The following is a 26078-nucleotide window of genomic DNA, read 5'->3' as shown; positions in this document are numbered from 1 at the left end:
GAGTCCGGTCTTGTGGGCATTCCCGGGCCGCGGGGGGGTGGGCGGGGCCGCGCCGGGGGGGGGCGCGCGCCCCCCACCGCCCCACCTTAATGGCCCACGTCACACGGCGGCGAACCTGCGATGCGGGCGGATGCCGCGGGCGGGCGGGACGACGAAGGGGGCGGATGCCGCAGCATCCGCCCCCTTCGTCGTGTCAGCGTCGGGTCACTCGGCGGCGAGGTCGGCCAGGCGGGCCTCCTCGTCGGCCTGGATCGCCGAGTCGATGATCGGCTCGAGCGCCCCGTTCATGACCTGATCGAGGTTGTACGCCTTGTAGCCCGTGCGGTGGTCCGCGATGCGGTTCTCGGGGAAGTTGTACGTGCGGATGCGCTCGGAGCGGTCCATGGACCGGATCTGCGACTTGCGGGCATCGGATGCCGCGGCCGCGAGCTCCTCCTGCTGGCGCGCGAGGAGGCGCGCGCGCAGCACGCGCATCGCCGCCTCGCGGTTCTGCAGCTGCGACTTCTCGTTCTGCATCGAGACCACGATGCCCGTGGGCAGGTGGGTGATGCGCACGGCGGAGTCGGTCGTGTTGACCGACTGGCCGCCGGGGCCCGACGAGCGGTAGACGTCGATCTTGAGGTCGTTCTGGTTGATGTCGACCTCCTCGGGCTCGTCCACCTCGGGGAACACGAGCACGCCCGTGGTCGACGTGTGGATGCGGCCCTGGGTCTCGGTCACCGGCACGCGCTGCACGCGGTGCACGCCGCCCTCGTACTTGAGGTGCGCCCAGACGCCCTGCGACGGGTCGGTGGCGTTCGACTTGATCGCGACCTGCACGTCCTTGTAGCCGCCGAGGTCGGACTCGTTGCGCTCGAGGAGCTCGGTCTTCCAGCCCTTCGACTGCGCGTACTGGATGTACATGCGCAGCAGGTCGGCCGCGAAGAGGGCGCTCTCGGCGCCGCCCTCGCCGCCCTTGATCTCCATGATCACGTCGCGCCCGTCGTCGGGGTCGCGCGGGATCAGGAGCCGGCGCAGCTTCTCCTGCGACTGGGCGAGCCCCTCCTCGAGGTCGGGGATCTCCTCGGCGAACGCGTCGTCCTCCTTGGCCAGCTCACGGGCCGCCTCGAGGTCGTCGCCCGCCTGCTGCCACGCGTCGTGCGCGGCGACGATGCGGCTGAGCTCGGCGTAGCGCCGGTTCACCTTCTTCGCGCGCGCGGCGTCGGCGTGCAGCGCCGGGTCGGCGAGCTCCTGCTGGAGCTCGCCGTGCTCGGCGAGCAGTGCCTGGACGGACTCGAACATGAACTCAGCGGTGGTCGGACTCGTGCCCGTGCGAGTGCGCCGCGCCGTTGGTCACGGGCATCGACTTCTGCATGAGCATGAGGAACTCGACGTTCGACTGGGTCTCCTTGAGCCGGCCGAGCACCGCCTCGAGGGCCTGCTGCTGCTCGAGGCCCGCGAGGGCGCGACGCAGCTTCCAGGTGATCTTGACCTCGTCGGGCGAGAGCAGCATCTCCTCACGACGGGTCGACGACGCGTTCACGTCGACGGCCGGGAAGATGCGCTTGTCGGCGAGCTGGCGCGACAGGCGCAGTTCGGAGTTGCCGGTGCCCTTGAACTCCTCGAAGATCACCTCGTCCATCTTCGACCCGGTCTCGACGAGCGCCGTGGCGAGGATGGTGAGCGAGCCGCCGTTCTCGATGTTGCGCGCCGCGCCGAAGAACCGCTTCGGCGGGTAGAGCGCCGACGCGTCGACGCCGCCCGAGAGGATGCGGCCGGAGGCCGGCGCCGCGAGGTTGTAGGCGCGGCCCAGGCGGGTGATCGAGTCGAGCAGCACGACCACGTCGTGGCCCAGCTCGACGAGGCGCTTCGCACGCTCGATGGCGAGCTCGGCGACCGTCGTGTGGTCCTCGGCGGGACGGTCGAAGGTCGAGGCGATGACCTCGCCCTTCACCGTGCGCTGCATGTCGGTGACCTCCTCGGGGCGCTCGTCGACGAGCACGACCATGAGGTGCACCTCGGGGTTGTTGATCGAGATGGCGTTCGCGATCTGCTGCAGCACGATCGTCTTGCCGGCCTTGGGCGGCGCGACGATGAGGCCGCGCTGGCCCTTGCCGATCGGCGCGACGAGGTCGATGATCCGCTGCGTGAGCTTCGTGGGCTCGGTCTCGAGGCGCAGGCGCTCCTGCGGGTACAGCGGCGTGAGCTTCTGGAACTCGACGCGCGCCGCCGACTCCTCGGGGGTCTGCCCGTTGACGGAGTCGACCTTGACGAGCGCGTTGTACTTCTGGCGGCTGTTCGACTCGCCGTCGCGCGGCTGCTTGATCGAGCCGACGACCGCGTCGCCCTTGCGCAGGTTGTACTTCTTCACCTGGCCGAGCGAGACGTAGACGTCGCTCGGGCCGGGGAGGTAGCCCGTCGTGCGCACGAAGGCGTAGTTGTCGAGCACGTCGAGGATGCCCGCGATGGGGATGAGCACGTCGTCGTCGAGGATCTCGGGCTCGAGGTCGTCGCCGGTGCCCTGGCCGCGGCGCTTGCGGTCGCGGTAGCGGCTGCGACGGCCGCCCTCACCCTCGGCCTGCTGCTGCTGGTCGCCGCCGCGGGCCTGCTGCTGCTGGCCACGGACCTCGCCCTGCTGCTGCTTGCCGGCGTCGCCCTCGGCCTGGCGCTCGCGGGCGGGACGACCGCCCTGCTCCTCGCCCTTGCCGGCCTGGCGCTCGCCGCCCTGGCCGTTCTGGCGGCCCTGGCCCTCTGCGGCCTTCTGCTGGTCGTCGCCGCCGCGCTCGGCGCGGTCGCCGCCGCGGCGGCCGCGGTTGCGGTTGCGGCCCTGGCGGGGCTGCTCGGCGGGCTGCTCGCCCTCGCCGTCTGCGGGCTGGCCGTTGCGGGCGCCCTCGCCCGTGGCGGCCGCGAGCTCCTCGCGCACGGCGGCACGGGCGGCCTCGCGGGCATCGGCGTCGGAGGGGACGAGCGGCACGCCCGCTCCCCCGGCGTTCACGTGCTGGTCGGCGGCCGTGGTGGCGCTCGTGGCGCGGCGGGGCTGGCGGCCCTGGCGCGCGGGTGCGGTGGTGGCGGGCGCGGCATCGGCCGCGGCATCCGTCGACTCGGCCGACGCAGCGTCGGCCGGCGCGGCCTCGGTCGCGGGAACCTCGGCGGCGGGAGCCTCAGGTGCGGCCGACTCGGTGGCGGGAGCCTCGGCCGGAGCCTCGGCCGGAGCCTCGACGGCGGGCGCCTCAGGCGCCTCCGTCGTGGGGGCGGCGGACGTCGGCTCGACGGTCACGAGGGCCTGGTCGATGAGCGCGGGCGCCTCGGCGCCGTCCTGGTGGGCCGAGATGAGGTCCACGAGCTCGCCCTTGCGGCGCTTCGAGGCGCCGGAGATGCCGAGCGAGGCCGCGAGCTCCTGGAGCTCGGCGACCTTGAGGCCGTTCAGGCGGGTGCGGTTCGCCACGCTCACGTCGGCGTGGTCGGTTCCGTTGGTCACTGGGTATGTTCCTTTCCCCTGGTCGCAGGAGTTGCCGACCCAGGAGAGCTGATCGCCGGCACGAGCCGTGTCGTGCGCGGGGGCGCAGACATGCGCGAAGGCGAAATGCAAATGATTGCTAGGGAAATGCACGAGCGGGGTGGGAAACGCTGACGATGCGTCGCCTTCCGGGTGCGGTCCAATCCTAACACCAGGACGGACGTCCTCCGGACGCGCGACGCGCCAGCCGCACCCGTGCCGCAGCCGCGGCGGCCGACCCTAGCGCTCGACCTCGACGACCGTCGCGCCCAGGAAGTCGACCGCGAGCGGCAGCGCCTGCCACGCGGTGTCGGCCGACTCCTCGACGAGGCGGATCGCGTCGGCCCGCTCGCTCGGGTCGCTCGCGAGCACCAGGATCGACGGGCCGGCGCCCGATACGACGGCCGGATGCCCCGCGGCGCGGAGCACGCGGATGAGCCGGTCGGTCTCGGGCATGGCCTGGGCGCGGTAGTTCTGGTGCAGCTTGTCCTCCGTCGCCTGCAGGAGCAGCTCGGGGCTCTGGATGAGCGCCGCGACGAGCAGGGCCGACCGCGAGACGTTGAACACCGCGTCCTCGTGCGGCACCGACTCGGGCTGCAGCGAGCGCGCGAGCGCGGTCGACATCTCGTGCTCGGGCACGAGCACGAGCGGGGAGACGCCCCGGTGCACGATGAGCTTCTTGTGCCGCGGGCCCTCGGGGGTCGTCCACGCGATCGTGAGGCCGCCGAAGAGCGCGGGCGCGACGTTGTCGGGATGGCCCTCCAGCTCGGTGGCGAGCTCGAGGAGCTCGTCGGGCGAGAACTCGACGATGCCCGCGAGCAGGCCCTTCGCCGCCATGACGCCCGCCACGATGGCGGCGCCCGACGAGCCGAGGCCGCGTCCGTGCGGGATCGCGTTGTGCGCGACGAGGCGCAGCGAGGGCAGGGGCACGCCCGCCCGGTCGAACGTGTGCCTGATCGCGCGCACCACGAGGTGCGTCTCGTCGAGCGGCACCTCGCCCGCGCCGACGCCGTGCACCTGGATGTCGTGGGTCGCGGCATCCGTGGCCTCGACGTCGAGCCCGTCGTAGCGGGCGAGCGCGAGGCCGAGCGTGTCGAAGCCGGGGCCGAGGTTCGCCGAGGTGGCGGGCACTTTCACGTGCACGATGCGGCCGACGACGGATGCCGCGACGCCCGAGTCGGGGGCGACGGTCGCGCTGCTCATGAGGCGAGTCCGAGCACCTGGGCGACCTGCGCCGTGTCGACGGGCACCACCGTGGGCTGCACGTCGGACCCGTCGGCGGTGCGGAGGGCCCACTGCGGGTCCTTCAGGCCGTGGCCCGTGACGGTCAGCACGACGCGCGCGCCCTTCGGGACCACGCCCGCGGCCGACCGCTCGAGCAGGCCGGCGACCGAGATCGCCGAGGCGGGCTCGACGAAGATGCCGACCTCGGCCGACAGGATGCGCTGCGCCTCCAGGATCTTGTCGTCCTCGATCGCGCCGAAGTAGCCGTCGGACTCGTCGCGCGCCTGCAGGGCGAGCTCCCACGACGCGGGGTTGCCGATGCGGATGGCGCTCGCGATGGTGTCGGGGTCGCGAACGACCTCGCCGCGCACGAGGGGCGCGGAGCCTGCGGCCTGGAAGCCGAACATCCGGGGCAGGCGCGTGGCGTTGCCCGCGGCGATGTCCTCGCGGTAGCCGCGCGTGTACGCGGTGTAGTTGCCGGCGTTGCCGACCGGGATGAAGTGGAAGTCGGGCGCGTCGCCGAGCACCTCGACGACCTCGAACGCGGCCGTCTTCTGGCCCTCGATGCGGTCGTTGTTGACCGAGTTGACGAGGTGCACCGGGTAGTTCTCGGCGAGGTCGCGGGCGATGTCGAGGCAGTCGTCGAAGTTGCCCCGCACCTGCAGGAGGTGGGCGTTGTGCGCGATCGCCTGGCTCAGCTTGCCCATCGCGATCTTGCCCTCGGGCACGAGCACCGCGGCCGAGATGCCCGCGTGGGTGGCGTAGGCGGCGGCCGACGCCGACGTGTTGCCGGTCGACGCGCAGATCACGACCTTCGCGCCGCGCTCGACCGCCTTCGTCACGGCCATGGTCATGCCGCGGTCCTTGAACGAGCCCGTGGGGTTCATGCCCTCGAACTTCACCCAGACGTCGGCGCCCGTGCGGCGCGACAGCGCCGGCGCCGGCAGGAGCGGCGTGCCGCCCTCGCCGAGGGTGACGACGGGCGTGGCATCCGTCACGTCGAGGCGGTCGGCGTACTCGCGGATGACACCGCGCCACTGGCGCGACCACGGCTTGGGGGTGGGCTGGTTCACACTGCTCCTTCGACTCGGAGGACGGACGCGACGGATGCGACGACGGGGCTCTGTTCGAGGGCGGCGACGGTCTCGGCGAGCGCGGACTCCTTCGCCTCATGCGTCCCGATGACCAGCGTAGCCCGCTCCGTCGCGCTGCTGACGGTCTGCTGGAGCTGCTCGACCGAGACCCCGTGCTCGGCGAAGATGTGCGCGATGCGCTCGAGCACGCCGGGCTCGTCGGCCACCTCGAGCGTGATCGCGTACCGGGTCGTGATCCTGCCGATGTCGAGCACCGGGAGCTCCGCGTGGGTGGACTCGGCCGTGCCCGGGCCGCCGATGACGTGGCGGCGGGCGATGGCGACGAGATCGCCGAGCACGGCGGACGCGGTCTGCACGCCGCCGGCGCCGGCGCCGTAGAACATGAGCGGGCCGGCGGCGGCGGCCTCGACGAAGACGGCGTTGTTCGCGCCGTGCACCGCCGCGAGGGGGTGGCTGCGCGGCACGAGCGCCGGATAGACGCGGGCGGAGACGCCCTCCTCGCCGGTCTCGTCGTCGACGAGTCGCTCGCAGATCGCGAGGAGCTTCACCACGAAGCCGGCGCGCTTGGCGGACTCGACCTGCGCAGCGGTGACGCCCGTGATGCCCTCTCGGTGCACGGCGTCGACGGGCACGCTCGTGTGGAACGCGAGGCTCGCGAGGATCGCGGCCTTCTGCGCGGCGTCGTAGCCGCCGATGTCGGCGGTGGGGTCGGCCTCGGCGTAGCCGAGCTCGGTCGCGGTCGCGAGCGCGTGCTCGAGCGAGGCGCCCGTCGTGTCCATGCGGTCGAGGATGAAGTTCGTCGTGCCGTTGACGATGCCGAGGATGCGGTCGATGCGGTCGCCGGCGAGGCTGTCGCGCAGTGGCCGGATGATCGGGATCGCGCCGCCGACCGCCGCCTCGTAGGAGAGCTGCGCGCCCACCTGCTGCGCCGCGGCGAACAGCTCGGGCCCGTGCGTGGCGAGCAGCGCCTTGTTGCCGGTCACCACGTCGGCGCCCGACGCGATCGCGGCGAGCACGAGCGTGCGGGCCGGCTCGAGGCCGCCCATGAGCTCGATGACGATGTCGGAGCCGAGGATGAGCGACTCGGCGTCAGTGGTGAAGAGGTCGCGCGGCAACTCGGCGTCGCGCGGGGCGTCGACTTCGCGCACGGCGATGCCCACGAGCTCGAGGCGCGCGCCGATGCGCTGGGTGAGCTCGTCGGAGTGCTCGAGCAGCAGGCGCGCCACCTGCGAGCCGACGGATCCGGCGCCGAGCAGGCCGACGCGGATGGAGCGGTACTCGATCATGCAGGGGTCCCTTCCAGGCCGGCGGATGCCTCGAGCCCGGCGTCGCGGGCGAGCAGGTCGGCCTCGGTCTCGCCGTGCACGATCACGCGGGCCTCCCCGTCGCGCACTGCGACGACCGGCGGCCGGGGCACGTGGTTGTAGTTGTTGGCGAGCGACCAGCAGTAGGCGCCCGTGGCGGCGACCGCGACGAGGTCGCCCGGTGCGACGTCGTGCGGCAGGTAATCGGCGTCGACGACGATGTCGCCCGACTCGCAGTGCTTGCCCGCGAGCCGCACGAGTGCGGGCGGCTCGTCGGAGACGCGGCCCGCGAGGCGCACCGTGTAGTCGGCGCCGTACAGCGCGGTGCGCGCGTTGTCGCTCATGCCGCCGTCGACCGAGACGTAGTGGCGCCAGGTGCCGCCGTCGAGCGGCACGGGCTTCACCGTGCCGACCGTGTAGAGGGTGATGCCGGCCGGGCCGATGATGGAGCGGCCGGGCTCGAACGCGAGCTTCGGCACGGGCACGCCGCGGTCGCGGCATCCGCTCGCGACGGCCTCGGCGATGCCGAGCGCGATCTCCTCGATGGGCGTGGGGTCGTCGGCCGACGTGTAGGCGATGCCGAAGCCGCCGCCGAGGTTGAGCTCGGGCAACGGCGCGACGCGGGCGAGCTCGGCGTGCGCGGTGAGCAGGCGCTCGGCGGACTCGGCGAAGCCCGCCGAGTCGAAGATCTGCGACCCGATGTGGCAGTGCAGCCCGAGCAGGTCGAGCGAGGGGTGCGAGCGGATGCGCGTGCCGATCTCGACGGCGCGGTCGAGCGAGACGCCGAACTTCTGGTCCTCGTGCGCGGTGGCGAGGAACTCGTGCGTCGAGGCGTGCACGCCGCTGTTCACGCGCAGGCGCACGCGCTGCACGCGACCGGCCCGCGCCGCGGCATCCGCCACCCGCTCGACCTCGATCTCGGAGTCGATGATGATCGCGCCCACGCCCGCGGTGACCGCCCGCTCGATCTCGCCGAGCGACTTGTTGTTGCCGTGGAAGCCGATGCGCGCGGGGTCGGCGCCCGCCGCGAGCGCGACCGCCAGCTCGCCGCCGGTGCACACGTCGACGGAAAGGCCGGCCTCGGTCACCCACCGCACGATGGCCCCGGAGAGGAACGCCTTGCCCGCGTAATAGACCGTCACGGTCGTGCCGACGGATGCCGCGGCGGCCTCGAACGCGGCCAGGATGCGCGACGCGCGCGCCCGGGCGTCGTCCTCGTCGACGACGTAGAGCGGGGTTCCGAACCGGGCGGCGAGGTCGGTGGCCGGGACGCCGCCGATCACGAGCCGGCCGTCGGCGTCGCGGTGCGCGCGCTCGGGCCACACCTGCGGCGCCAGGGCGTTGGGATCTTCGGGCACGCGGAGCCAGCCGGGAACTGCTGCGGTGGATGCCACGGGGGAAACCTCACGGGACGGTGTATCGACGGATCGCTCGCGGCGAGCGAACCCGGATCGGTTCCTGAAGCCTGCTGCGCGCCGCCCTTGTGGGGCGACTCACCGGTGAGTCTACCGAGGGTCGTATGCCGGGCCGAATCGGTGAGGGTCCGCGGTGCGAATGCAGGAACTTCCGTGCGACGCGCCGTGGCGGCCGGCGCAACACGCCGACTCACCCGAGGTTCTTCCTGCATTCGGGGCTCGGCCGGCCGTGGGAGCCGAGCGGTCCGGCTCAGCCGCAGCTGCCGCGCGTCGCCAGGCTCTGCTCGTCGAGGCTGATGCCGGTGGCGCCGAGCGTGACGGTCGCCGAGCCGGGCTCGACCGTGATCTGCTGCACCTCGACGCCCTCGGGCAGGTACTCGGCGACGCAGACCGGGATCGGGTCGTCGCCCATGAGGCGGTCGACGAGCCCCGAGACGTCGATGGCGCCGCCGCCAGCGCCCACCTCGACGCCCGTGGGCTCGAGGAGCACGGTGTCGCCGGCCGCCGTCGGACGCGCGGTGACCGTGTAGTCGATCGGCAGCCCGAGGAACCGCACGGTGTCGGAGTAGGCGACCGCCCCGTCGCCGAGCACCACGTCGCCCTGCACGCCCGGGACCTCGATGAGGGAGTTGACCGCCGCCTCGCTCGCCTCGATCGTGGCCGTCGCGTGGCCGACGGGGGCGTCGAGCCCGGGCGGCACGTCCTGCGCCTCGACGTGCACCGAGATCGGCACGCCGTTCACCGTGAGCTCGGGCGCCGAGAGCTCGACCTGCTGCATCGAGCCCGCGAGGTACTGCGCGATGACCGAGAGCCCGCCGAGCTTCACGTGCACGTCGCCCTCGACGCCCTCTGGCAGGTTCTGCTCGAGCTGCTCGGCCACGCGCTGCTCGGCGACGTTGCGCACGACGATGTCCGCGATCACGAGCAGGCCGGCGAGCACGACCACGATCACGACGACGACGCCCCACACGCGGGCGGCGCGATTCCTCCGCCGCGGGGGCGTTCCCGCGGCATCCGTGGCCTGCGCCGCCTGCGTCACATGCGCTCCGGAGCCGAGACGCCGAGCAGGTCGAGGCCGTTGCGCAGGACCTGTCCGGTGGCGTCGTTCACCCAGAGTCGCGTGCGGTGCAGGTCGCCGATCGGCTCGTCGCCGAGCGGCAGCACGCGGCAGTTGTCGTACCAGCGGTGGTAGAGGCCCGCGAGCTCCTCGATGTAGCGCGCGACGCGGTGCGGCTCCCGCAGCTCCGCCGACTGGGCGACGATGCGCGGGAACTCCTGCAGCCCGCCGAGGAGCGCCGACTCGGTCTCGTGCGTGAGCAGCTCGGGTGCGAACGACGAGCGGTCGACGCCGGCGGATGCCGCGTTGCGGGCCACGGCGGACGTGCGCGCGTGCGCGTACTGCACGTAGAACACGGGGTTGTCGTTCGTGCGGCGCTTCAGCACCTCGGGGTCGATCGTGAGCGGCGAGTCGGCGGGGTACCGGGCGAGCGTGTACCGCAGCGCGTCGGTGCCGAGCCACGCCTGAAGGTCGTCGAGCTCGATGATGTTGCCCGCGCGCTTGGAGAGCTTCGCGCCGTTGATGCTCACGAGCTGCCCGATGAGCACCTCGATGTCCCGCTCGGGGTCGTCGCCCGCCGCCCCGGCGAGCGCGCGCAGGCGGTGCACGTACCCGTGGTGATCGGCCCCGAGGAGGTAGATCTTGTGGCCGAATCCGCGGTCGCCCTTGTCGAGGTAATAGGCCGCGTCGGCCGCGAAGTACGTGTAGGCGCCGGTGCCGCGGCGGATGACCCGGTCCTTGTCGTCGCCGAAGTCGGTCGTGCGCACCCACACGGCGTCGTCCTCGTCGAAGACGTGGCCCTGCGCCCGGAGCCGCTCGACGGCGGTGTCGACGTCGGAGAGCCCGTCGTCGCCCTTGTCCTGCAGGCGGCGCTCGCTCGTCCAGACGTCGAAGTGCACGTTGAAGCGCTCGAGCGAGGCGCGGATCTCGGCGAGCTGCAGCTCGTAGGCGATCTCGGTGGCCGTGTGCAGGGCGACGGCCTCGTCGAGCTCGAGCAGCTTCGGCTCGCGTTCGAGCACGCGTGCCGCGAGGTCGCCGATGTAGCTCCCGGGATAGCCGCCCTCGGGGGTCGGCTCGCCCTTGGCCGCCGCGAGCACGGAGCGCCCGAAGTTGTCCATCTGGGTACCGGCGTCGTTGATGTAGTACTCGTTGGCGACCTCGGCGCCCGCCGCCCGCAGCACGCGGCCGATGGAGTCGCCGAGCGCCGCCCAGCGGGTGTGGCCGATGTGCAGGGGGCCGGTGGGGTTGGCCGAGACGAACTCGAGGTTGATGCGGCCCCCGCCGGCGAGCGACTCGCTGCGCCCGTAGCCGTCGCCCGCATCGACGATGGTCCTGGCGAGCGCGCCGGCCGCGGCGGCGTCGAGCCGGATGTTGATGAAGCCGGGTCCCGCGACCTCCGCGCTGGCGACCCCGTCGATGCCGGCGAGGGCATCGGCGAGCTCCGCGGCGATCTCGCGGGGGTTGGCACCGAGCGGCTTCGCGACGCGCATGGCGATGTTCGACGCCCAGTCGCCGTGCTCGCGCAGCTTGGGACGCTCGAGGGTCACCTGGTCGGCCGAGAGGTCGAGCGAGACCTCCGCCCCGGCGGCCCGACGTCGCTCCACGAGCCCGTTCACGAGGTCGAACAGGGCACGCGAGAGGTCGTCGGGAGTCACCCGCAAATCCTACCCGGCACGGTTGATAGGGTTTCGCACATGCCGCGCTCGCCCCACCTCGCCCGAACCCGTACTGCCGGCCTGGCGCTCGTCGCTGCGGCATCCGTGGCACTGCTCGTCGGCTGCGCGCCCGACGCCGCAGAGTCCGACGCGACGGCCGCCCCGACGACCGCGCCGACCGCTCCGGCGAGCGGCGATCCCGAGCCCACCGAGTCGGCCGAGCCGCCCATCCCGTTCGAGATCGCGTGCGACGCGCTGCTCACCGCCGACCAGCTCTACGCGTTCAACCCGAACGTCGGCGCCGACCCCGGTTACCAGCCGAGCGGCGGCGACATCGCGACGCTCGTCGAGGAGGACGCGGGCACGGCGTGCGGCTACCTCAACCAGACGAGCGGCGAGGTCATCGAGGTCGGCGTCGCGACCCCGACCTCCGCGGCGGGCGAGGCGCGCCGGAACCAGGCCGCAGTCTCGTCCAAGCCGGTGCCGACGTACGGCACGCCGCCCGACGTCGCGGGGTACTTCACGCAGGCGGGAGGCACCGGCGAGGCGCAGGTCTTCCAGGGGCCGTACTGGATCGTGGTCCGGTCGTCCGCACTGTTCGAGCCCGGCGACGCGCAGCAGCTCGTCGCGTCGGTGCTCGCAAACCTCCCCGCGGCCTGACGGGCCGGCGCATGGCGGCGAACTCCTCGACGGGAACCCCCTCGTGGTTGGGCGCCGTCAACGACCGTGCCGGCCTGGCCGTGCTGCTCGAGCAGGGTCCGCTCACGCGCAACCGCATCTGCGAGCTGGTGGGCGTGTCGAAGCCCACGGCCTCGCAGATGATGTCGCGGCTGCTCGCCGCCGGGTTCATCGAGGAGCGCGGCCGCACCTCGGGCTCGGCCGGCCGCAGCGCCGTCGTGTACGCCGCGCGCACCGACCGCCCGCTCGGCGTCGCGCTCGACCTCGACGCCTTCGAGCTCCGTGCCACGGTCGTCGACGCGACGGGCGACGAGCGCCCCGTGGTGCGCCGGGCGCTCCCACACGATCCGACCGAGCGCTCCCCCGTCGACGAGGTGTCGCGCGCCATCGCGGATGCGAGCCGGGCCGCGGGCACCGACCCCGACGTCGTGCACTCGATCGTCATCGGCATCCCCGGCTACGTCGACCCCGGCGAGACGGGCGAGCTGTTCAGCGAGACCCTGCCCGGCTGGCCCGTCCGCGGGCTGCGCTCGATCCTCGAGGGCGAGCTCGGGCGCGAGGTGCGCATCGAGAACGACGTGAACCTCGCCGCCGTCGCGGAGCGCGAGCTGGGCGCGGGCGTCGACCGCGACGTGTTCGCGGTGCTCTGGCTCGGCAACGGCGTCGGCGCATCGTTCGACGTCGCCGGCGACCTGCACCGCGGCAGCTTCGGCGGCGCGGGCGAGATCGGCTTCCTCCCGCTGTCGGTCGCGGCGAGTGCGCTCGACCCGAGCGCGCGCACCGCGCAGGACCTCGTCGGCGGCCGCGCCGTCGCGCTGCTCGCCCGCGCGCACGGGCTCGACATCACCGGCTACCACGCGGCGCGCGAGGCGCTGGCCGAGCCCGACGCCGAGGCCGTGCGCTCCGGCGTCTTCCACGATCTCGCCGAGCGCGTGGCCCACGTCGCCCTGCCGCTCCTGGCGACGCTCGACCCCGGACGCCTCGTGCTCGCAGGACCCACCGCGAGCTTGGGCGGCGACGCCTTCGCCGCGGAGGTCGAGCGGGGCATCCGCCGCATCAGCCGCTGGTACCCCGAGGTGGTCGCCACGCGCGTCGACCGCGACCCGGTGCTGCGCGGGGCGCGCATCCAGCTCGCCGCGCGCGTGCGCGAGGAGCTGCTCGACACGGTCGCCAGCGTCAGCCTCGCCTGACCGTCGAGCGAGCCCGCTTCAGAGCGGTCTTCCCGGGCGGTCGGTGGTCGGAGCGCATGCCCCGGCAGTGGTAGTGTCTACTGCTGTGCGCCTCCGTAGCTCAGGGGATAGAGCGCCGGTTTCCGGTACCGTAGGTCGGGGGTTCGAATCCCTCCGGGGGCACTCCAGGCGATAGCCTCGCCGAGCCGTTCCGAACCTCCTGGAGGAGGCGGAGATGACCGTGTTCACCGGCTGGCTCCCGGGCGCCGTGGCGTTCTACGAGGGCCTCGAGGCCGACAACTCCAAGGCGTACTTCACCGAGCATCGCGCCGAGTACGACGAGCTGGTCCTCGCGCCCATGCAGGCCCTGCTCGACGACCTGGCCGGCGAGTTCGGCGAGGGACGCGTCTTCCGGCCGTACCGCGACATCCGGTTCAGCGCCGACAAGTCGCCGTACAAGACCGCCATCGGCGCGACCGTCGGCGGCTCGGGCTACGTGCACTTCTCCGCGTCCGGCCTCGGCGTCGGCGCCGGATGCCACGTCATGGCGTCCGACCAGCTCGCACGGTTCCGGGAGGCCGTCGCCGACGACCGGAGCGGCGAGGCGCTCGTCGCTGCAGTGTCCGCGGTCGAGGCGGGTGGCGTCGGCGTGTCGGCGAGCGACCAGCTGAAGCGCGTGCCGCGCGGCTTCGACACCGACCATCCGCGCGCCGACCTGCTCCGCGACAAGGACCTCACCGCCTGGGTCGAGTGGCCCGTCGAGCCGTGGCTGCACACGCCCGAGGCGGAGGACCGGGTCGTCGGCGCGCTCCGCGCGTCCCGTCCGCTCACGGACTGGCTGGACGAGCACGTCGGCGCGTCGGAGCTCGAGCGCTCGCGCTGACGTGCCGGCACGGGGCATCCGCTCGGGAACCCAACGAAACGTCCCGCTCGTTCGTCGATACAGGTGACGGCGGACTCCCGCCGTCGGGAGGAGGACTCGCGTGGCACGCCCGTGGGACGAGGTGGCGACGGCGCTGGTCGTCGAGCGCGGCGACGCGCTCAGCCGCTACGCCTACCTGCTCACGGGCAGCGTCGACGACGCCGCCGACCTCGTGCAGGACGCCCTCGTCCGCACGTTCGGCACGCCCCGCCTCGGCCTCACGCTGCCGCGCGCGGAGGCGTACGTCCGCCGCGCGATCCTCAACGCGGTGATCGACCGCTCCCGCCGCGACGGCACGTGGCGACGGGTGCGGCACCTCGCGGTCGCGCCGTCGAGCGTCGACTCGGCGAACGCGGCGACCGACGAGCGGCTCGACCTGCTCGAGCGGATCCGGGCGCTCCCGCCCCGGCAGGCTGCCTGCATCGTGCTGCGCTACTACGAGGACCTCACCGTCGACGGCATCGCCGCCGTGCTCGGCATCAGCTCGGGCGGCGTGAAGCGGTACCTGAGCGACGGCCTGCACGCGCTCTCCTCCTCCCTCGATCCGGCCGGGACGCGCGCCGCGCGGACGGGAGGCGACCATGTCAGCACCTGATCCCACCATCGGGCTCGGCGAGGGCCTGAAGCGCGCAGCGGATGCCGCGACGCCGCGTCCCGTCGACGTCGACGCGGTGCTGGCGGCGAGCCGTTCCCGTCGCCGGTCTCGACGGACGGCGATCGCGAGCGGTGCGGGTGCGCTCGCGGCCGTGCTCGTCGTGGGCGGGCTCGTGATCGGCCTGCAGGGCGGCGGGTCCGGCGGCTCGACCACCGCCGGCGCGCCCGCCGTGTCGGAGTCGGCCGGCGGCGAGGCGGCGACGAGGCAGGAGGAAGCCGGCCCTGGCGTCGGGCTCGCGATGCCCGAGACGGTCAACCGCTGCGGCTCGGCCATCGTCCCCGGCGGGGAGCGGGCGGGCACCCCGCTCGCGGTGTCGGTCGAGCCGCCCGTCGCACCGGTGATGCCCGGCGCCGCGGCATCCGTCATCGTCACGGTCACGAACACGGGCACCGAGGTCGTCGAGGGCGAGCTCTCGCGCGTGCCGGCGATCACGGTCGCCGACGTCGACGTCGTGGCCTGGCACTCGAGCGGCACGTCCGAGGCCGGCGCCATCGGGATCGCGCTCGCGCCGGGCGAGTCCGTCAGCCTCCCGGGCGTCGTCGAGGCACTGCACTGCACGGCCGCGGACGACGACGGCAGCGGCCTTCCGAACGACCTGCCGCCGCTCTCGCCCGGCCCCTACGGCCTGGGTGCGGCCGTCGCCTTCTCGACGCCCGCGGAGGGAATGGTGCTGCTGCTCACGTCGCCTCTGGTGCCGATGTCCGTCGGCTGATCCCCCGGCACCTGTGGAGCCGCTGCGAGCCCACGCGCGCGGCATGGACGAGGCCTCCGACTCCCCCATAGACTCGGGATGGCCCGCGGGGCGGGGGAAGGGCACTGGTGCATGTCGTCGCGAGGTCGCTCGTCAGCTGTTCTCGGGATCATCGTCGGCGCGGTGCTCGCACTCGGTGCCGCGGCGCCCGCCATGGCGGAGGATCCGGTCGACTTCGGGCAGAGCCCGATCGTCGACACGGTCGGCGCCCTGGGCGGCCGCACGGCTGAGGTCGAGGCCGCCATCGAGCGGGCGACCGACGCGAGCGGGCGTCAGCTCTTCGTGGCGTACGTCGACGAGTTCACGAACCCCGAGGCCGCCGACGCCTGGGCGAACGACACCGCGATCGGCAACAACATGGGCGCCGAGGACTACCTCCTCGCGGTCGCCGTCGACGGTCGCGCCTACTACCTCTCGGCCGATGCCAACGCGTCGCTGTCCGACGAGGAGCTGAACAGGATCAGCCAGCAGGTCATCGAGCCGAAGCTCCGCGACGGCGACTGGGCCGGCGCCGCGATCGCCGCCGCCGACGCCATCGGGGGCGGCGACACCGGCGGGGGCGGCGGCGGCGGGGGCGGCTGGGGTTGGGTGATCTTCCTCGTCGTCGCCGCCGTGATCGTCGCGATCATCGCGATCGTCCTCGCGCGCCGCCGACGCAAGTCGAAGGCCGAGGCCGGCCCGGCCGGCCCGCCGCAGCCCTCGATCGACGAGCTGCGCCGGCAGGCCGGCAGCGCCCTCGTCCAGGCCGACGACGCGGTGAAGACGAGCGAAGACGAGCTGGGGTTCGCGGTCGCCTCGTACGGCGAGGCGGCCACGGCCGACTTCAAGACGGCACTCGACGGCGCGAAGGGCAAGGTCGCCGAGGCGTTCTCGCTGCAGCAGCAGCTCGACGACGCCGACCCCGACACCGACGACGAGCGCCGTGCCTGGTACTCCGGCATCATCCGGCTCGCGGGCGAGGCCGACGCGATCCTCGACGAGCAGGCCGAGAAGTTCGACGAGCTGCGCGCGCTCGAGCGCAACGCGCCGGCCGAGCTGCAGCGCGTGCAGGGCGAGGCGGATGCCGCGGCCGCACGCGTCTCCGCCGCCCCGCAGCGGCTCGCGGCCCTCACCGGCACGTACGCGGCATCCGCCGTGGCACCCGTCACCGACAACCCCGCCCAGGCCGATGCCCGGCTCGCGTTCGCCCGCGAGGAGCTCGCACAGGCGGCGACTGCGGTCGCCGCGCAGCGCGCGAGCGACGCCGCCGTGGGCATCCGCGCGGCCGAGGAGTCCGTCGACCAGGCCGTGCTCCTCGCCGACGCCATCGACCGGCTGGCGACCGACCTCGCCGCCGCCGACCAGGCGGTGTCGGCCGGCGTCGCCGACCTCGAGGCCGACGTGCAGACCGCACGCGGGCTGGGCGACCGTGGCGCGGCGGCACTCGCCGACCGCGTCGCGGGCGAGGCCGCCGCCCTGCGCGCCGGGCTCGGCGCCCCGGGGCGCGACCCCCTCGCGGCGCAGGCCCGAGTCCAGCAGGTGAACACCGAGATCGACGCCGCGATCGCCGGCGTGCGCAACGCCGCGGAGCAGCGCGCCCGGGCCGAGGCGCAGCTCGGACGCTCCCTCGCGACCGCGCGGGCGCAGGTGCAGGCCGCGGAGGACTACCTCGTGGCGCGGCGCGGCGCCGTCGGCGCCGAGGCCCGCACCCGACTCGCCGAGGCCGGGCGCCTGCTCGTCGAGGCGGAGGCGCTCGCGCCGACCGACCCCGCGGGCGCGCTCACGACCGCCCAGCGCGCGGAGTCGCTCGCCCGCACGGCGCTCTCGCTCGCCCAGCAGGACGTCGGAGGCTTCGGCGGCGGCATGGGCGGCGGGTTCGGCACCGGCTACGGCGCCCAGCAGGGCGGCGGAGGCGGCGGCGACCTGTTCGGCGCGGTGCTCGGCGGCATCCTGATCAACTCGGTCCTCGGCGGCGGCGGAGGCGGCGGGGGCGGGATGTTCGGCGGCGGAAGCAGCGGCGGCGGGTTCGGCGGCGGCTTCGGCGGCGGCGGACGACGCTCGCCCGGCAGCTTCGGCGGGTCGGGCACCCGATCGCGCCGCGGGGGCGGGGGCCGCTTCTGAGCCCGGCCGACCCCCACGCGACGACCCGCCGACCCCGAGCCGACGACGCCGACACGACGAACACGACATCCACGACCACGACACGACGCACACGCACCACACGAAAGGGAACACCATGACGAAGCAGTCCATCTTCGGCCGCATCTCGCAGCTCGTGCGGGCGAACATCAACGCCCTCATCGACGAGGCCGAGGACCCGCAGAAGATGCTCGACCAGATGGTGCGGGACTACACCAACTCCATCGCCGACGCCGAGGCGGCCATCGCCGAGACGATCGGCAACCTGCGCCTGCTCGAGGACGACCACCGCGAGGACGTCGAGGCCGCCCGCGAGTGGGGCGAGAAGGCGCTCGCGGCGAGCCGCAAGGGCGACGAGCTGCGTTCGGCGGGCGACCCCGCGGGCGGCGACAAGTTCGACAACCTCGCGAAGGTGGCGCTGAGCCGCCAGATCTCGGCCGAGAACGAGGCGAAGGCGGCCGAGCCGCAGATCGCCGCGCAGACCGAGGTGGTCGACAAGCTCAAGGCGGGCCTCAACGGCATGAAGGAGAAGCTCGTCCAGCTCCAGAACAAGCGCTCCGAGCTCATCGCCCGGGCCAAGACCGCCCAGGCGCAGCGTCAGGTGCACGACGCCGTGAAGTCGATCGACATCCTCGACCCCACGAGCGAGATCGGCCGCTTCGAGGACAAGATCCGTCGCGAGGAGGCGGTCGTGCGCGGCCAGGCCGAGCTCGCCGCGTCGACCCTCGACGCCCAGTTCAACGAGCTCGACGACCTGGGCGAGCTCACCGAGGTCGACGCGCGCCTCGCCGCGCTCAAGGCCGGCGGCTCGTCGCAGGGTGCGATCTCGGGCTGATCCGCTGCAGTGACGGATGCCGCGGGCCGCACCGGCTCGCGGCATCCGTGCGTGTGCGGCTCGTCGTGACGACCGCTGCGGCGGGTCGCCTCGCATGCTGCCCTCGCAAGCCGTGGCCGGAGGCCCGCCTTGCGGCGTACCGTGGCCGCATGACGCCCGACGAGGCCGCCGCGGTGCTCGGCGTCCGGCCCGACGCCGACGAGGCCGAGATCGAGCACGCCTATCGGCGCCTCGCCAGGGAGCTGCACCCCGACCGCGTCGCGGGATCGTCGCCGGGCTCGGTGCGGGCGGCGAACGACCGGTTCGTCGCCGTGATGACGGCGCACGAGGTGCTCCTCCGGATGGCGCGGGCGCGGGCGCGCGCGTCGGCCGCGGCGACGACGGCCGGGCCGGGCACGCCTCCGACCAGGCCGGGCCGGCGCACCGCGGATGCCGCGGCATCCGCCAACCCGCCCGAGCCGTTCGGCTGGTGGCTCTTCGCCACCTGGACGCTGGTCCTCGTCGTCGGGGCCCTGCTCACCCTGTCGGGCCTCCCGGTGTGGTCGCCCGTCGACCTCTGGCTGCGGGTCGTGCTGCTCGTGGGCTTCGCCCTCGCGACCGGACTGACCGGCCGGCGATGGGCGTGGCGGGTGACGCTGGTGCTCATCGGGCTCAACGCCGTCGCCACGGTGCTCGCCACGACGTTCGGCGGACTCCTCGGGCTCGGCTTCATGATCGTGGCGAGCTTCGGCCTGGCGATCCAGGCACGGCTCGTGCGGTTCCCGGACCAGTGACCTGTGCGCGGGCGCGCGCGATACTGTGAGGCATGCCCGCAACGTTCGTCGTCGTCCCCATGTGGCAGGGCTCCGTGTCGTCGCGTGCCATGAGCCACGCCGACGGCGCGGCCGCGATCCGCGGCGACCTGCCCGCCGCAGCGACCGTCGTGGTCGACGTCCCGGTCGAGGCCGGCGACGCGCTCGGCACCGGCGTCCGCCGCTACAGCGCGCTCCGGCGCGTGCGCGAGCTCACCGAGGAGGCCCTCGCCGCGGTGCCCGACTGGGCGCTCACGGTCGGCGGGGACTGCAGCGCGTCGCTCGCCGCGGTGGCGCACGCCTCGCGCCGCGCCGACGGCGACGTCGCAGTGCTCTGGCTCGACGCGCATCCCGACCTGAACACCCCCGAGACGTCCCCGTCGGGCGGATTCGGCGGCATGACGCTGCGGGCGATCGCCGGCGACGGCGCCGACGGCTTGGCGCTCGACGCCGACACGCGCGTCCCGCCCGCGCGGCTCGTGCTCGGCGGCATCCGCGCGATCGACGACGAGGAGCAGCGATTCATCGACGAGCACGACGTGACGGTGCTCACGGTCGAGGACCTCTCGGACCCCACCATGGTCATCGCCGCGCTGCAGGACACGGGCGCGTCGCAGGTGTTCGTGCACATCGACCTCGACGTGCTCGACCCGTCGGCGCTGGCCGGCCTCTCGTACCCGATGCCGTTCGGCATCGACACGGCGACGCTCGTGGCCCTGCTGCGCGCGATCGTCGCGGCGTTCCCGCTCGCGGGCGCCGCGATCGCGGGCTTCGCCCCGGCGTCGCCCGAGGCCGCGGAGGACGACCTGCCGACCATCCTGCGACTCGTCGCGGCGCTGACCTCGCGCCCCGCTCGCGACGCCGACGACGCGGCATCCGACACCTCGGCCTGATCGCCCAACGGGTGCCGCCCGTCGGCCGTTCTGCCTAGGCTGGGGCCATGTCTGCCCGGCGCCGGCCGGGTTCGGAGGGGAGCAGCATGGAGCGCGAGGTGGACGTCGTCGTCATCGGCGCCGGACCCGTGGGCGAGAACGTCGCGGACCGGGCGAGGGCCGGGGGCCTCGACGTCGTGCTCGTGGAGCACGAGCTCGTCGGCGGCGAGTGCTCGTTCTGGGCGTGCGTCCCGTCGAAGACCCTGCTGCGCAGCGCGGCGGCACTCCGCGCGGCCCGACGCGTGGGCGGGGCCGCCGAGGCGGTCACCGGGCCGCTCGACGTCGCGGCCGTGCTGAAGCGGCGCGACTACTGGGTATCCGACTGGGACGACGCGGGCGCGGCGAAGTGGGTCGCGAGCGTGGGCATCGAGCTGGCGCGCGGACACGGCCGGCTCGACGGACCCCGCCGCGTCGTCGTCACGAGCGCCGACGGCACGGAGACCACGTTCGTCGCCCGGCACGCGGTGGTCGTGAGCACCGGCTCCGACCCCGCGATCCCCCCGATCGTCGGCCTCGCCGAGGCGTCGCCGTGGACCAGCCGCGACGCGACGAGCGTCAAGGAGCCGCCCGCGCGGCTCGCGATCATCGGCGGCGGCTTCGTCGCGGTCGAGATGGCGACCGCCTTCGCCGGCTTCGGCACCGAGGTCACCGTGCTCGCCCGGCACGAGGTGCTCGGCGACATGGAGGACTTCGTCGGCGACGCGGTCGTCGAGGGCCTGCGCGGGCTCGGCGCGACCGTGCGGCTCGGCGTGGAGCCGACGCAGGTCGAGCGCAACGGCTCGGGCGAGGTCGTGCTCACGTTGGACGACGACTCCACGGTGACGGCCGACGAGGTGCTCGTCGCCACCGGCCGCATCCCGCGCTCGCGGTCGGTCGGACTGGAGACCGTCGGCCTCGAGCCCGGAAGGTGGCTCGATGTCGACGAGACGATGCTCGTGCGCGGCGCCGAGGGCGACGGCGACTGGCTCTACGCCGTGGGAGACATCAACCACCGTGCGCTGCTCACCCACCAGGGCAAGTACCAGGGCCGCGCCGCCGGCGACGTGATCGCCGCACGCGCCGCCGGGCGCCCGGTCGACGACGCCCCGTGGGGCGCGCACGTCGCGACCGCCGACCACTCCGCGGTGCCCGGCGTCGTGTTCGGCGAGCCCGAGGCCGTGTCGGTGGGCCTGACCGAGGCGGCGGCGCGGCGCGCGGGCCGTGAGGTGCGCCTCGCCGACGTGCCCATGCAGTCCGCGAGCGGCGCCGGCATCCTCGCCGACGGCTACGAGGGGCGGGCGCGCCTCGTCGTCGACGCCGAGCGCGACGTGGTCATCGGCGCGACGTTCGTCGGCCAGGACGTCGCCGAGCTCCTGCACGCCGCCACCATCGCGGTGGTCGGCGAGGTGCCCGTGAGCCGGCTCTGGCACGCCGTGCCCGCGTTCCCGACGATGAGCGAGGTGTGGCTGCGACTGCTCGAGGACCTCGGCCGGCCCGAGGTCGACGCGTGAGCCGGCTGGGCCTCATCGACTCCCCCATCAGCCGCGCCGGCTACTGGTGGGCGACGTTGGTGGGCTTCACCTGGGGCTTCCTCTGGAGCACCGGCCGCGTCGAGCGCCGCGGCGGGCTCATCGTCTTCACCGGCATGCCGAAGTGGACGTTCGGTCGCGGCGGCTCGTGCGTCGGCGGCTGCTACCTCACCGACCGCAACGCGGGCGACGTGGTGCTCGGCCACGAGGCCGTGCACCGCGAGCAGTGGCGGACGTACGGCATGCTCTTCCCGCTGCTCTACCTCATCGCCGGGCGGAACCCGCTGCGCAACCGGTTCGAGATCGAGGCCGGGCTCGAGGCGGGCGGCTACCTGCCGAGACGCCGACCGGCCCGGGCGCCGCGCGCTGCGGCATCCGGACCGGTCGATCGGAACGCGCCCCGGGGCGCGTGAGGGTCAGCCCGCCTGGGCCGCCGCGGAGAGCGACGCCACGAGCTCGTCGAGCCCGTAGGTGAGCGAGAGGGCGGTGGGCGGCGAGACCGCGGCGATCAGCTCGGTGCCGACGACCTGCGCCACCTGGCCACGCGAGACGGCGGGGATCGCCTGGATGGGCGCCGAGGCGAGGAACGCGTCGGCCTCCTCCTGCGTGTCGTGGTAGCTGATGACGAGGTCGCTCTCGAGCTGGTCGAGCTGTTCGTACGAGAGCGTGTAGTAGAAGGGCGAGTCGCCGTTCGCGAGCTCCGCGACGGCGGGCGCGTCCTCGAGGCCGAGGCCCGAGAGGAACTCCACGCGCGAGTCCTCGGGCGTGTAGACGTAGAACGTGCCCGCGACGTCCCAGACCGCGGCGACGGTCTTGCCGGCCAGCTCGGGGTGCGCCTCGGCCTGCGCGGCGAGCTCCGCGTCGAGGTCGTCGAGCACGCCCTCCGCCTCGTCGGCGAGGCCGAGCGCCGTGCCGACGATCGTGACGGTCTCGCGCCACGGCGTGGTCCACGGCTCGTCGGGGTAGGCGACGGTCGGGGCGATCTCGCTCAGGAGCTCGTACTGCTCCTCGGTGATGCCCGAGTAGGGCGCGAGGATGACGTCGGGGGCGGCCTCGACGAGCTCTTCGTAGGGCGGCGCCTCGCCGTCGTCGGTCAGGATCACGGGCGTGTCCTCGCCGAGCTCGTCGAGCTTGTCGGCGACCCACGGGAGCACGCCGTCCTCGTTCGCGCCGTAGGTCTGCTGCGCCATCGCGACGGGCACGACGCCGAGCGCGAGCGCCGCCTCGGTGCTGCCCCAGCCCCACGTGGCCACGCGCTCGGGCGCGGCGGGGATCTCGGTCTCGCCGAAGGCGTGCTCGATGGTGATCGAGAACCCCTCGCCAGCGGCGGCGTCGGAGCCGGTCTCCTCGGGAGCGGACGGGGAGCAGCCGGCCAGGGCGAGGGCCGCGGCTGCTGCGGCGGCGAGGACGGCGATCGTGCGTCGGGCGTGCATGAACTCCCTTTCGGAGGTGGGGTGGACTGAGGTTAGCCTAACCTAAACTCCCGACGCGGTAAAACCCCGCGACACGAGACGACACGAGCGACGCGGGCGCGCGTCCCCGGCGCCGGTCACGCCTGGTGATACCGCCCGATCGGCACGATCATCGGCGAGCGCGACACCGGGTCCTCGGCGACCACGCAGTCGAGCCCGAACGCCGCGCCGACCGTCTGGGCCGTCAGGACCTCCGACGGCTCTCCCGCCGCCGCGATGCGTCCGCCGTCGACCACGACGAGGTGGTCGGCGTAGCGGGCGGCGAGGTTCAGCTCGTGCAGCACCATCACCACGGTCGTGCCGTGCTCCCGGTTCGACTCCGTGAGGAGGTCGAGCAGGTCGAGCTGGTGGCTCACGTCGAGGAAGCTCGTGGGCTCGTCGAGCAGCACGATGTCGGCCCGCTGGGCGAGCGCCATGGCGATCCAGACCCGCTGGCGCTGGCCGCCGGAGAGCTCGGCCACGGCCCGGTCGGCGAGCTCCGACGTGCCCGTGGCCGCGAGCACCTCGGCGACGATGCGGTCGTCGTCGCTCGAGCGGCCGCCGAACCAGCCGCGGTGCGGATGCCGCCCGCGTGACACGAGCTCCGACACGAGCACGCCGTCGGGCGCGACGGGCTGCTGCGGCAGCACGGCGACGCGCCGGGCGAACTCCTTCGGCGCGAACGTGCGGATGTCGCGCCCGTCGAGCGTCACGCGGCCGGCCTCGGGCCGCATGAGGCGGGCGAGGCCGCGCAGGAGCGTCGACTTGCCGCTCGCGTTCGGGCCGACGATCGCGGTGATGCGGCCGTCGGGCACGTCGAGGTCGAGGCCCTCGATGACCGTGCGTCCGTCGTAGGCGAGCGTGAGCGACTCGGCGCGGAGCGCATGCGGTGCTGTCCGGGTCATCCGTCTGATCCCTTCCGGTTGCCCCTCGCGATGAGCCAGAGGAGGTACGGCGCGCCGATGAGGCCCGTCACGATGCCGACGGGCACGGCGACGCCGGCGAACGCGTGCTGCGCCACGAGGTCGGCCACGAGCACCATGGCGGCGCCGGTGAGCGCGGATGCCGCGAGTGCCGCCTGCCCATGCCCGACGAGCGCGCGGGCGATGGGCGCCGACACGAGCGCGACGAACGCGATCGGCCCGGCGAGCGCGGTGGCGACCGCGACGAGTCCGACGCCGAGCAGGATCGCGGTCACCCGCGCGCGGGTCGCGTCGAGCCCGAGCGAACGGGCGCTGTCGTCGGAGAGCGAGAGCAGCGGCATCCGCGGTGAGAACAGCGCCGTGGCGATGAGCAGCACGACGACCGCGCCGCCCGCCGTCGCGAGCTCGGGCCAGCCGATCGAGCCGATGCCGCCGACCATCCACACGAGCGCCTCTGAGGCCTCGCGCACCTCGGCGCGCGTGAGCAGCCAGCCGAGCAGGCCGCTCACGATCGAGGCGAGGCCGATCCCGACGAGCACGAAGCGGATGCCGGTGAGCCCGTCGCGCCACGCGAGGCCCCACATGAGCCCGGCCACGACGAGCGCGCCGGCGAACGCGGCGAGCGCGACGGCCGGACCCTCGAGGCCGAGCAGCAGCATGGACCCGACCGCGGCGAGGCTCGCGCCGCCCGTGACGCCGAGGATGTCGGGGCTCGCGAGCGCGTTGCGCAGCGTGGTCTGGAAAAGGGCGCCGCCGAGCCCGAGCGCGGTGCCGGCCACGATCGCGGCGACGACGCGCGGCAGCCGCAGCCTGAGGACCACGAACTCCGCCTTCGGCGAGCCCTGCCCGACGAGCGCGGCGACCACGTCGCCGACCGTGAGTCCGGCCGCGCCGAGCACCATCGACGCGACGGCGGCGGCCAGCGCCACGAAGGTCAGGGCGATGAGCACGGATGCCGCGCGCCGCCGCCGGCGCGATCGCGCCGCCGAGACGCGTCCGGCGACGACCTCGACGGGGTCGCCCGCGGCGGCCGGTGCGACGAGCGGCGCGGCGGTCACAGCGACGCCCCCCGGCCCCGGCGCACGAGCGCGATGAGCACCGGCGCGCCGACGATGGCGGCCACGATGCCCGCCTCGAGCTCGGCCGGCGCCACGACGACCCGGCCGATCACGTCGGCGGCCACGAGCACGATCGCGCCGAGCACACCCGCGAGCGGCGTGAGCCAGCGGTAGTCGGCGCCGACGAGGCCGCGGGCCGCGTGCGCCACGGCGAGTCCGAGCAGGGCGATGGGGCCGGCGAGCGACGTGGCCGTCGCGGCCAGCACGATGACGGCCACGGCCGTGACGATCCGGGTGGTCGAGAGCCGCACGCCGAGTCCGCGCGCGACGTCGTCGCCGAGCGCGAGCAGGTTCATGCGCCGCGCGAGCCACGCCGCGAGCACGAGGCCGCCGACGAGGAACGGCCAGAGCACGCTCGCCGTCTCGAGGCCGCGCCCGGCGAGCGATCCGACCGACCAGAACCGGTACTGCGAGAGCGTCCCCACGTCGCGGATCAGCAGGAGCGTGATGAGCGGCGTCGTCGCGGCCGTCACGGCGGCGCCGGTGAGGGCGAGGCGCGCGGGACTCGCCCCGCCGCCCATGGAGCCGATCAGGAAGACGACGACCGCGGCGAGCGCGGCGCCGCCGAGGGCGAACCAGATGAAGCCGAACGGCGAGGCGACGCCGAGGAACGAGATCGCGGCGACGACGGCGAGCGAGGCGCCCGCGTTGATGCCGAGGAGGCCGGGGTCGGCGAGCGGGTTGCGCGTGGCGCCCTGGAGAATGGCGGCGACGACGCCGAACGCGGCGCCCGCCATGATGCCGATGATCGCGCGCGGCAGCCGCAGGTCGCGCACGACGACCTGGTCGGGGTCGCCCGGCACCGGCGCCGTGAAGGCCTGCACGACGACGTCGAACGGGATCTGCCGGGCGCCGATGGCGAGGCTCGCGACCCCGACCACCACGAGGAGCCCCACGGCGATCCCGAGCGTTGCCGCCGGCGGGAGCCTCCGGCGGATCCGCCGGTCGGGCGCGCCGGTCGGATGCGTCACCGTGGCGGTGCGCTGCATCGGGTCGACCACCC

General features: G+C 74.1%; 23 protein-coding genes and 1 tRNA gene. 12 read left to right on the top strand and 12 right to left on the bottom strand.

Annotated elements, in window-relative coordinates; genetic code table 11:
• Positions 1-204: 204 nt before the first annotated feature.
• The 8 genes from prfA to ACFVN5_RS17715 form a co-directional block, all read right to left on the bottom strand.
• Positions 205-1281 (bottom strand): peptide chain release factor 1, encoded by a 1077-nt coding sequence (gene prfA, locus ACFVN5_RS17750; RefSeq protein ID WP_376956799.1) that lies wholly within the window; start codon positions 1279-1281, stop codon positions 205-207.
• A 4-nt stretch (positions 1282-1285) separates the two neighbouring features.
• Positions 1286-3457, bottom strand: coding sequence for a transcription termination factor Rho (gene rho, locus ACFVN5_RS17745; RefSeq protein ID WP_376956797.1), 2172 nt, complete (start codon positions 3455-3457; stop codon positions 1286-1288).
• A 258-nt stretch (positions 3458-3715) separates the two neighbouring features.
• A complete protein-coding gene (gene thrB / locus ACFVN5_RS17740; RefSeq protein ID WP_376956796.1) occupies positions 3716-4678 on the bottom strand; it encodes a homoserine kinase in 963 nt (320 codons plus the stop codon).
• Complete coding sequence (gene thrC / locus ACFVN5_RS17735; protein ID WP_376956794.1) at positions 4675-5772, bottom strand: threonine synthase; 1098 nt, start codon at positions 5770-5772, stop codon at positions 4675-4677. The genes thrB and thrC overlap by 4 nt, the downstream gene beginning before the upstream one ends.
• Positions 5769-7079 (bottom strand): homoserine dehydrogenase, encoded by a 1311-nt coding sequence (locus ACFVN5_RS17730; protein WP_376956792.1) that lies wholly within the window; start codon positions 7077-7079, stop codon positions 5769-5771. The genes thrC and ACFVN5_RS17730 overlap by 4 nt, the downstream gene beginning before the upstream one ends.
• The gene (lysA, locus tag ACFVN5_RS17725) at positions 7076-8491 is read right to left on the bottom strand and encodes a diaminopimelate decarboxylase (protein ID WP_376956791.1); all 1416 of its coding nucleotides are present in this window, start codon (positions 8489-8491) and stop codon (positions 7076-7078) included. Before lysA ends, ACFVN5_RS17730 begins: the two co-directional genes overlap by 4 nt.
• A 271-nt stretch (positions 8492-8762) precedes the next feature.
• The gene (locus ACFVN5_RS17720) at positions 8763-9551 is read right to left on the bottom strand and encodes a DUF2993 domain-containing protein (protein ID WP_376956789.1); all 789 of its coding nucleotides are present in this window, start codon (positions 9549-9551) and stop codon (positions 8763-8765) included.
• Entirely contained in the window at positions 9548-11224 is a 1677-nt protein-coding gene (locus tag ACFVN5_RS17715; protein ID WP_376956787.1) for an arginine--tRNA ligase, read from the bottom strand. Before ACFVN5_RS17715 ends, ACFVN5_RS17720 begins: the two co-directional genes overlap by 4 nt.
• A gap of 39 nt (positions 11225-11263) precedes the next feature.
• On the opposite strand from ACFVN5_RS17715, the gene ACFVN5_RS17710 reads away from it, so the two are divergent.
• From ACFVN5_RS17710 to ACFVN5_RS17655, 12 genes are all read left to right on the top strand, one after another.
• On the top strand, positions 11264-11884 hold the full coding sequence (locus tag ACFVN5_RS17710; protein WP_376956785.1) for an iron ABC transporter ATP-binding protein: 621 nt from the start codon (positions 11264-11266) through the stop codon (positions 11882-11884).
• Between the two features lie 11 nt (positions 11885-11895).
• A complete protein-coding gene (locus ACFVN5_RS17705; protein WP_376956783.1) occupies positions 11896-13092 on the top strand; it encodes an ROK family protein in 1197 nt (398 codons plus the stop codon).
• 89 nt (positions 13093-13181) lie between these two features.
• Positions 13182-13254: transfer RNA gene (locus ACFVN5_RS17700), tRNA-Arg, on the top strand.
• A gap of 52 nt (positions 13255-13306) precedes the next feature.
• On the top strand, positions 13307-13954 hold the full coding sequence (locus tag ACFVN5_RS17695; protein WP_376956781.1) for a DUF2461 domain-containing protein: 648 nt from the start codon (positions 13307-13309) through the stop codon (positions 13952-13954).
• A gap of 100 nt (positions 13955-14054) precedes the next feature.
• Positions 14055-14588: a sigma-70 family RNA polymerase sigma factor gene (locus tag ACFVN5_RS17690; RefSeq protein WP_376956780.1), complete on the top strand. Its 534-nt coding sequence runs from the start codon at positions 14055-14057 to the stop codon at positions 14586-14588.
• On the top strand, positions 14575-15360 hold the full coding sequence (locus ACFVN5_RS17685) for a hypothetical protein (protein WP_376956778.1): 786 nt from the start codon (positions 14575-14577) through the stop codon (positions 15358-15360). Before ACFVN5_RS17690 ends, ACFVN5_RS17685 begins: the two co-directional genes overlap by 14 nt.
• A gap of 162 nt (positions 15361-15522) precedes the next feature.
• On the top strand, positions 15523-17499 hold the full coding sequence (locus tag ACFVN5_RS17680) for a TPM domain-containing protein (protein WP_376956776.1): 1977 nt from the start codon (positions 15523-15525) through the stop codon (positions 17497-17499).
• 115 nt (positions 17500-17614) lie between these two features.
• Positions 17615-18352, top strand: a complete 738-nt coding sequence (locus tag ACFVN5_RS17675; RefSeq protein ID WP_376956775.1) for a PspA/IM30 family protein — start codon at positions 17615-17617, stop codon at positions 18350-18352.
• A gap of 149 nt (positions 18353-18501) precedes the next feature.
• Complete coding sequence (locus ACFVN5_RS17670; RefSeq protein ID WP_376956773.1) at positions 18502-19125, top strand: J domain-containing protein; 624 nt, start codon at positions 18502-18504, stop codon at positions 19123-19125.
• Between the two features lie 32 nt (positions 19126-19157).
• Positions 19158-20036 carry an arginase family protein gene (locus ACFVN5_RS17665; RefSeq protein WP_376956772.1) on the top strand — a complete coding sequence of 293 codons (879 nt, stop codon included), beginning with the start codon at positions 19158-19160 and terminating at the stop codon, positions 20034-20036.
• An 86-nt stretch (positions 20037-20122) separates the two neighbouring features.
• Positions 20123-21565 (top strand): dihydrolipoyl dehydrogenase family protein, encoded by a 1443-nt coding sequence (locus ACFVN5_RS17660; RefSeq protein ID WP_376956770.1) that lies wholly within the window; start codon positions 20123-20125, stop codon positions 21563-21565.
• Positions 21517-21996, top strand: coding sequence for a Fe-S oxidoreductase (locus tag ACFVN5_RS17655; RefSeq protein WP_376956768.1), 480 nt, complete (start codon positions 21517-21519; stop codon positions 21994-21996). Before ACFVN5_RS17660 ends, ACFVN5_RS17655 begins: the two co-directional genes overlap by 49 nt.
• Before the next feature lie 3 nt (positions 21997-21999).
• Here the strand turns inward: ACFVN5_RS17655 and ACFVN5_RS17650 are convergent, their stop codons facing one another.
• From ACFVN5_RS17650 to ACFVN5_RS17635, 4 genes are all read right to left on the bottom strand, one after another.
• Complete coding sequence (locus ACFVN5_RS17650; RefSeq protein WP_376956766.1) at positions 22000-23016, bottom strand: iron-siderophore ABC transporter substrate-binding protein; 1017 nt, start codon at positions 23014-23016, stop codon at positions 22000-22002.
• A 116-nt stretch (positions 23017-23132) separates the two neighbouring features.
• Complete coding sequence (locus ACFVN5_RS17645) at positions 23133-23939, bottom strand: ABC transporter ATP-binding protein (protein ID WP_376956764.1); 807 nt, start codon at positions 23937-23939, stop codon at positions 23133-23135.
• Positions 23936-25015: a FecCD family ABC transporter permease gene (locus ACFVN5_RS17640; protein ID WP_376956762.1), complete on the bottom strand. Its 1080-nt coding sequence runs from the start codon at positions 25013-25015 to the stop codon at positions 23936-23938. Before ACFVN5_RS17640 ends, ACFVN5_RS17645 begins: the two co-directional genes overlap by 4 nt.
• On the bottom strand, positions 25012-26076 hold the full coding sequence (locus ACFVN5_RS17635) for a FecCD family ABC transporter permease (protein ID WP_376956760.1): 1065 nt from the start codon (positions 26074-26076) through the stop codon (positions 25012-25014). Before ACFVN5_RS17635 ends, ACFVN5_RS17640 begins: the two co-directional genes overlap by 4 nt.
• Positions 26077-26078: the final 2 nt, after the last annotated feature.

Source organism: Agromyces sp. NPDC057865 (assembly GCF_042796995.1).
GTDB lineage: Bacteria > Actinomycetota > Actinomycetes > Actinomycetales > Microbacteriaceae > Agromyces.
This window is presented reverse-complemented; position numbering and strand designations above follow the sequence as displayed.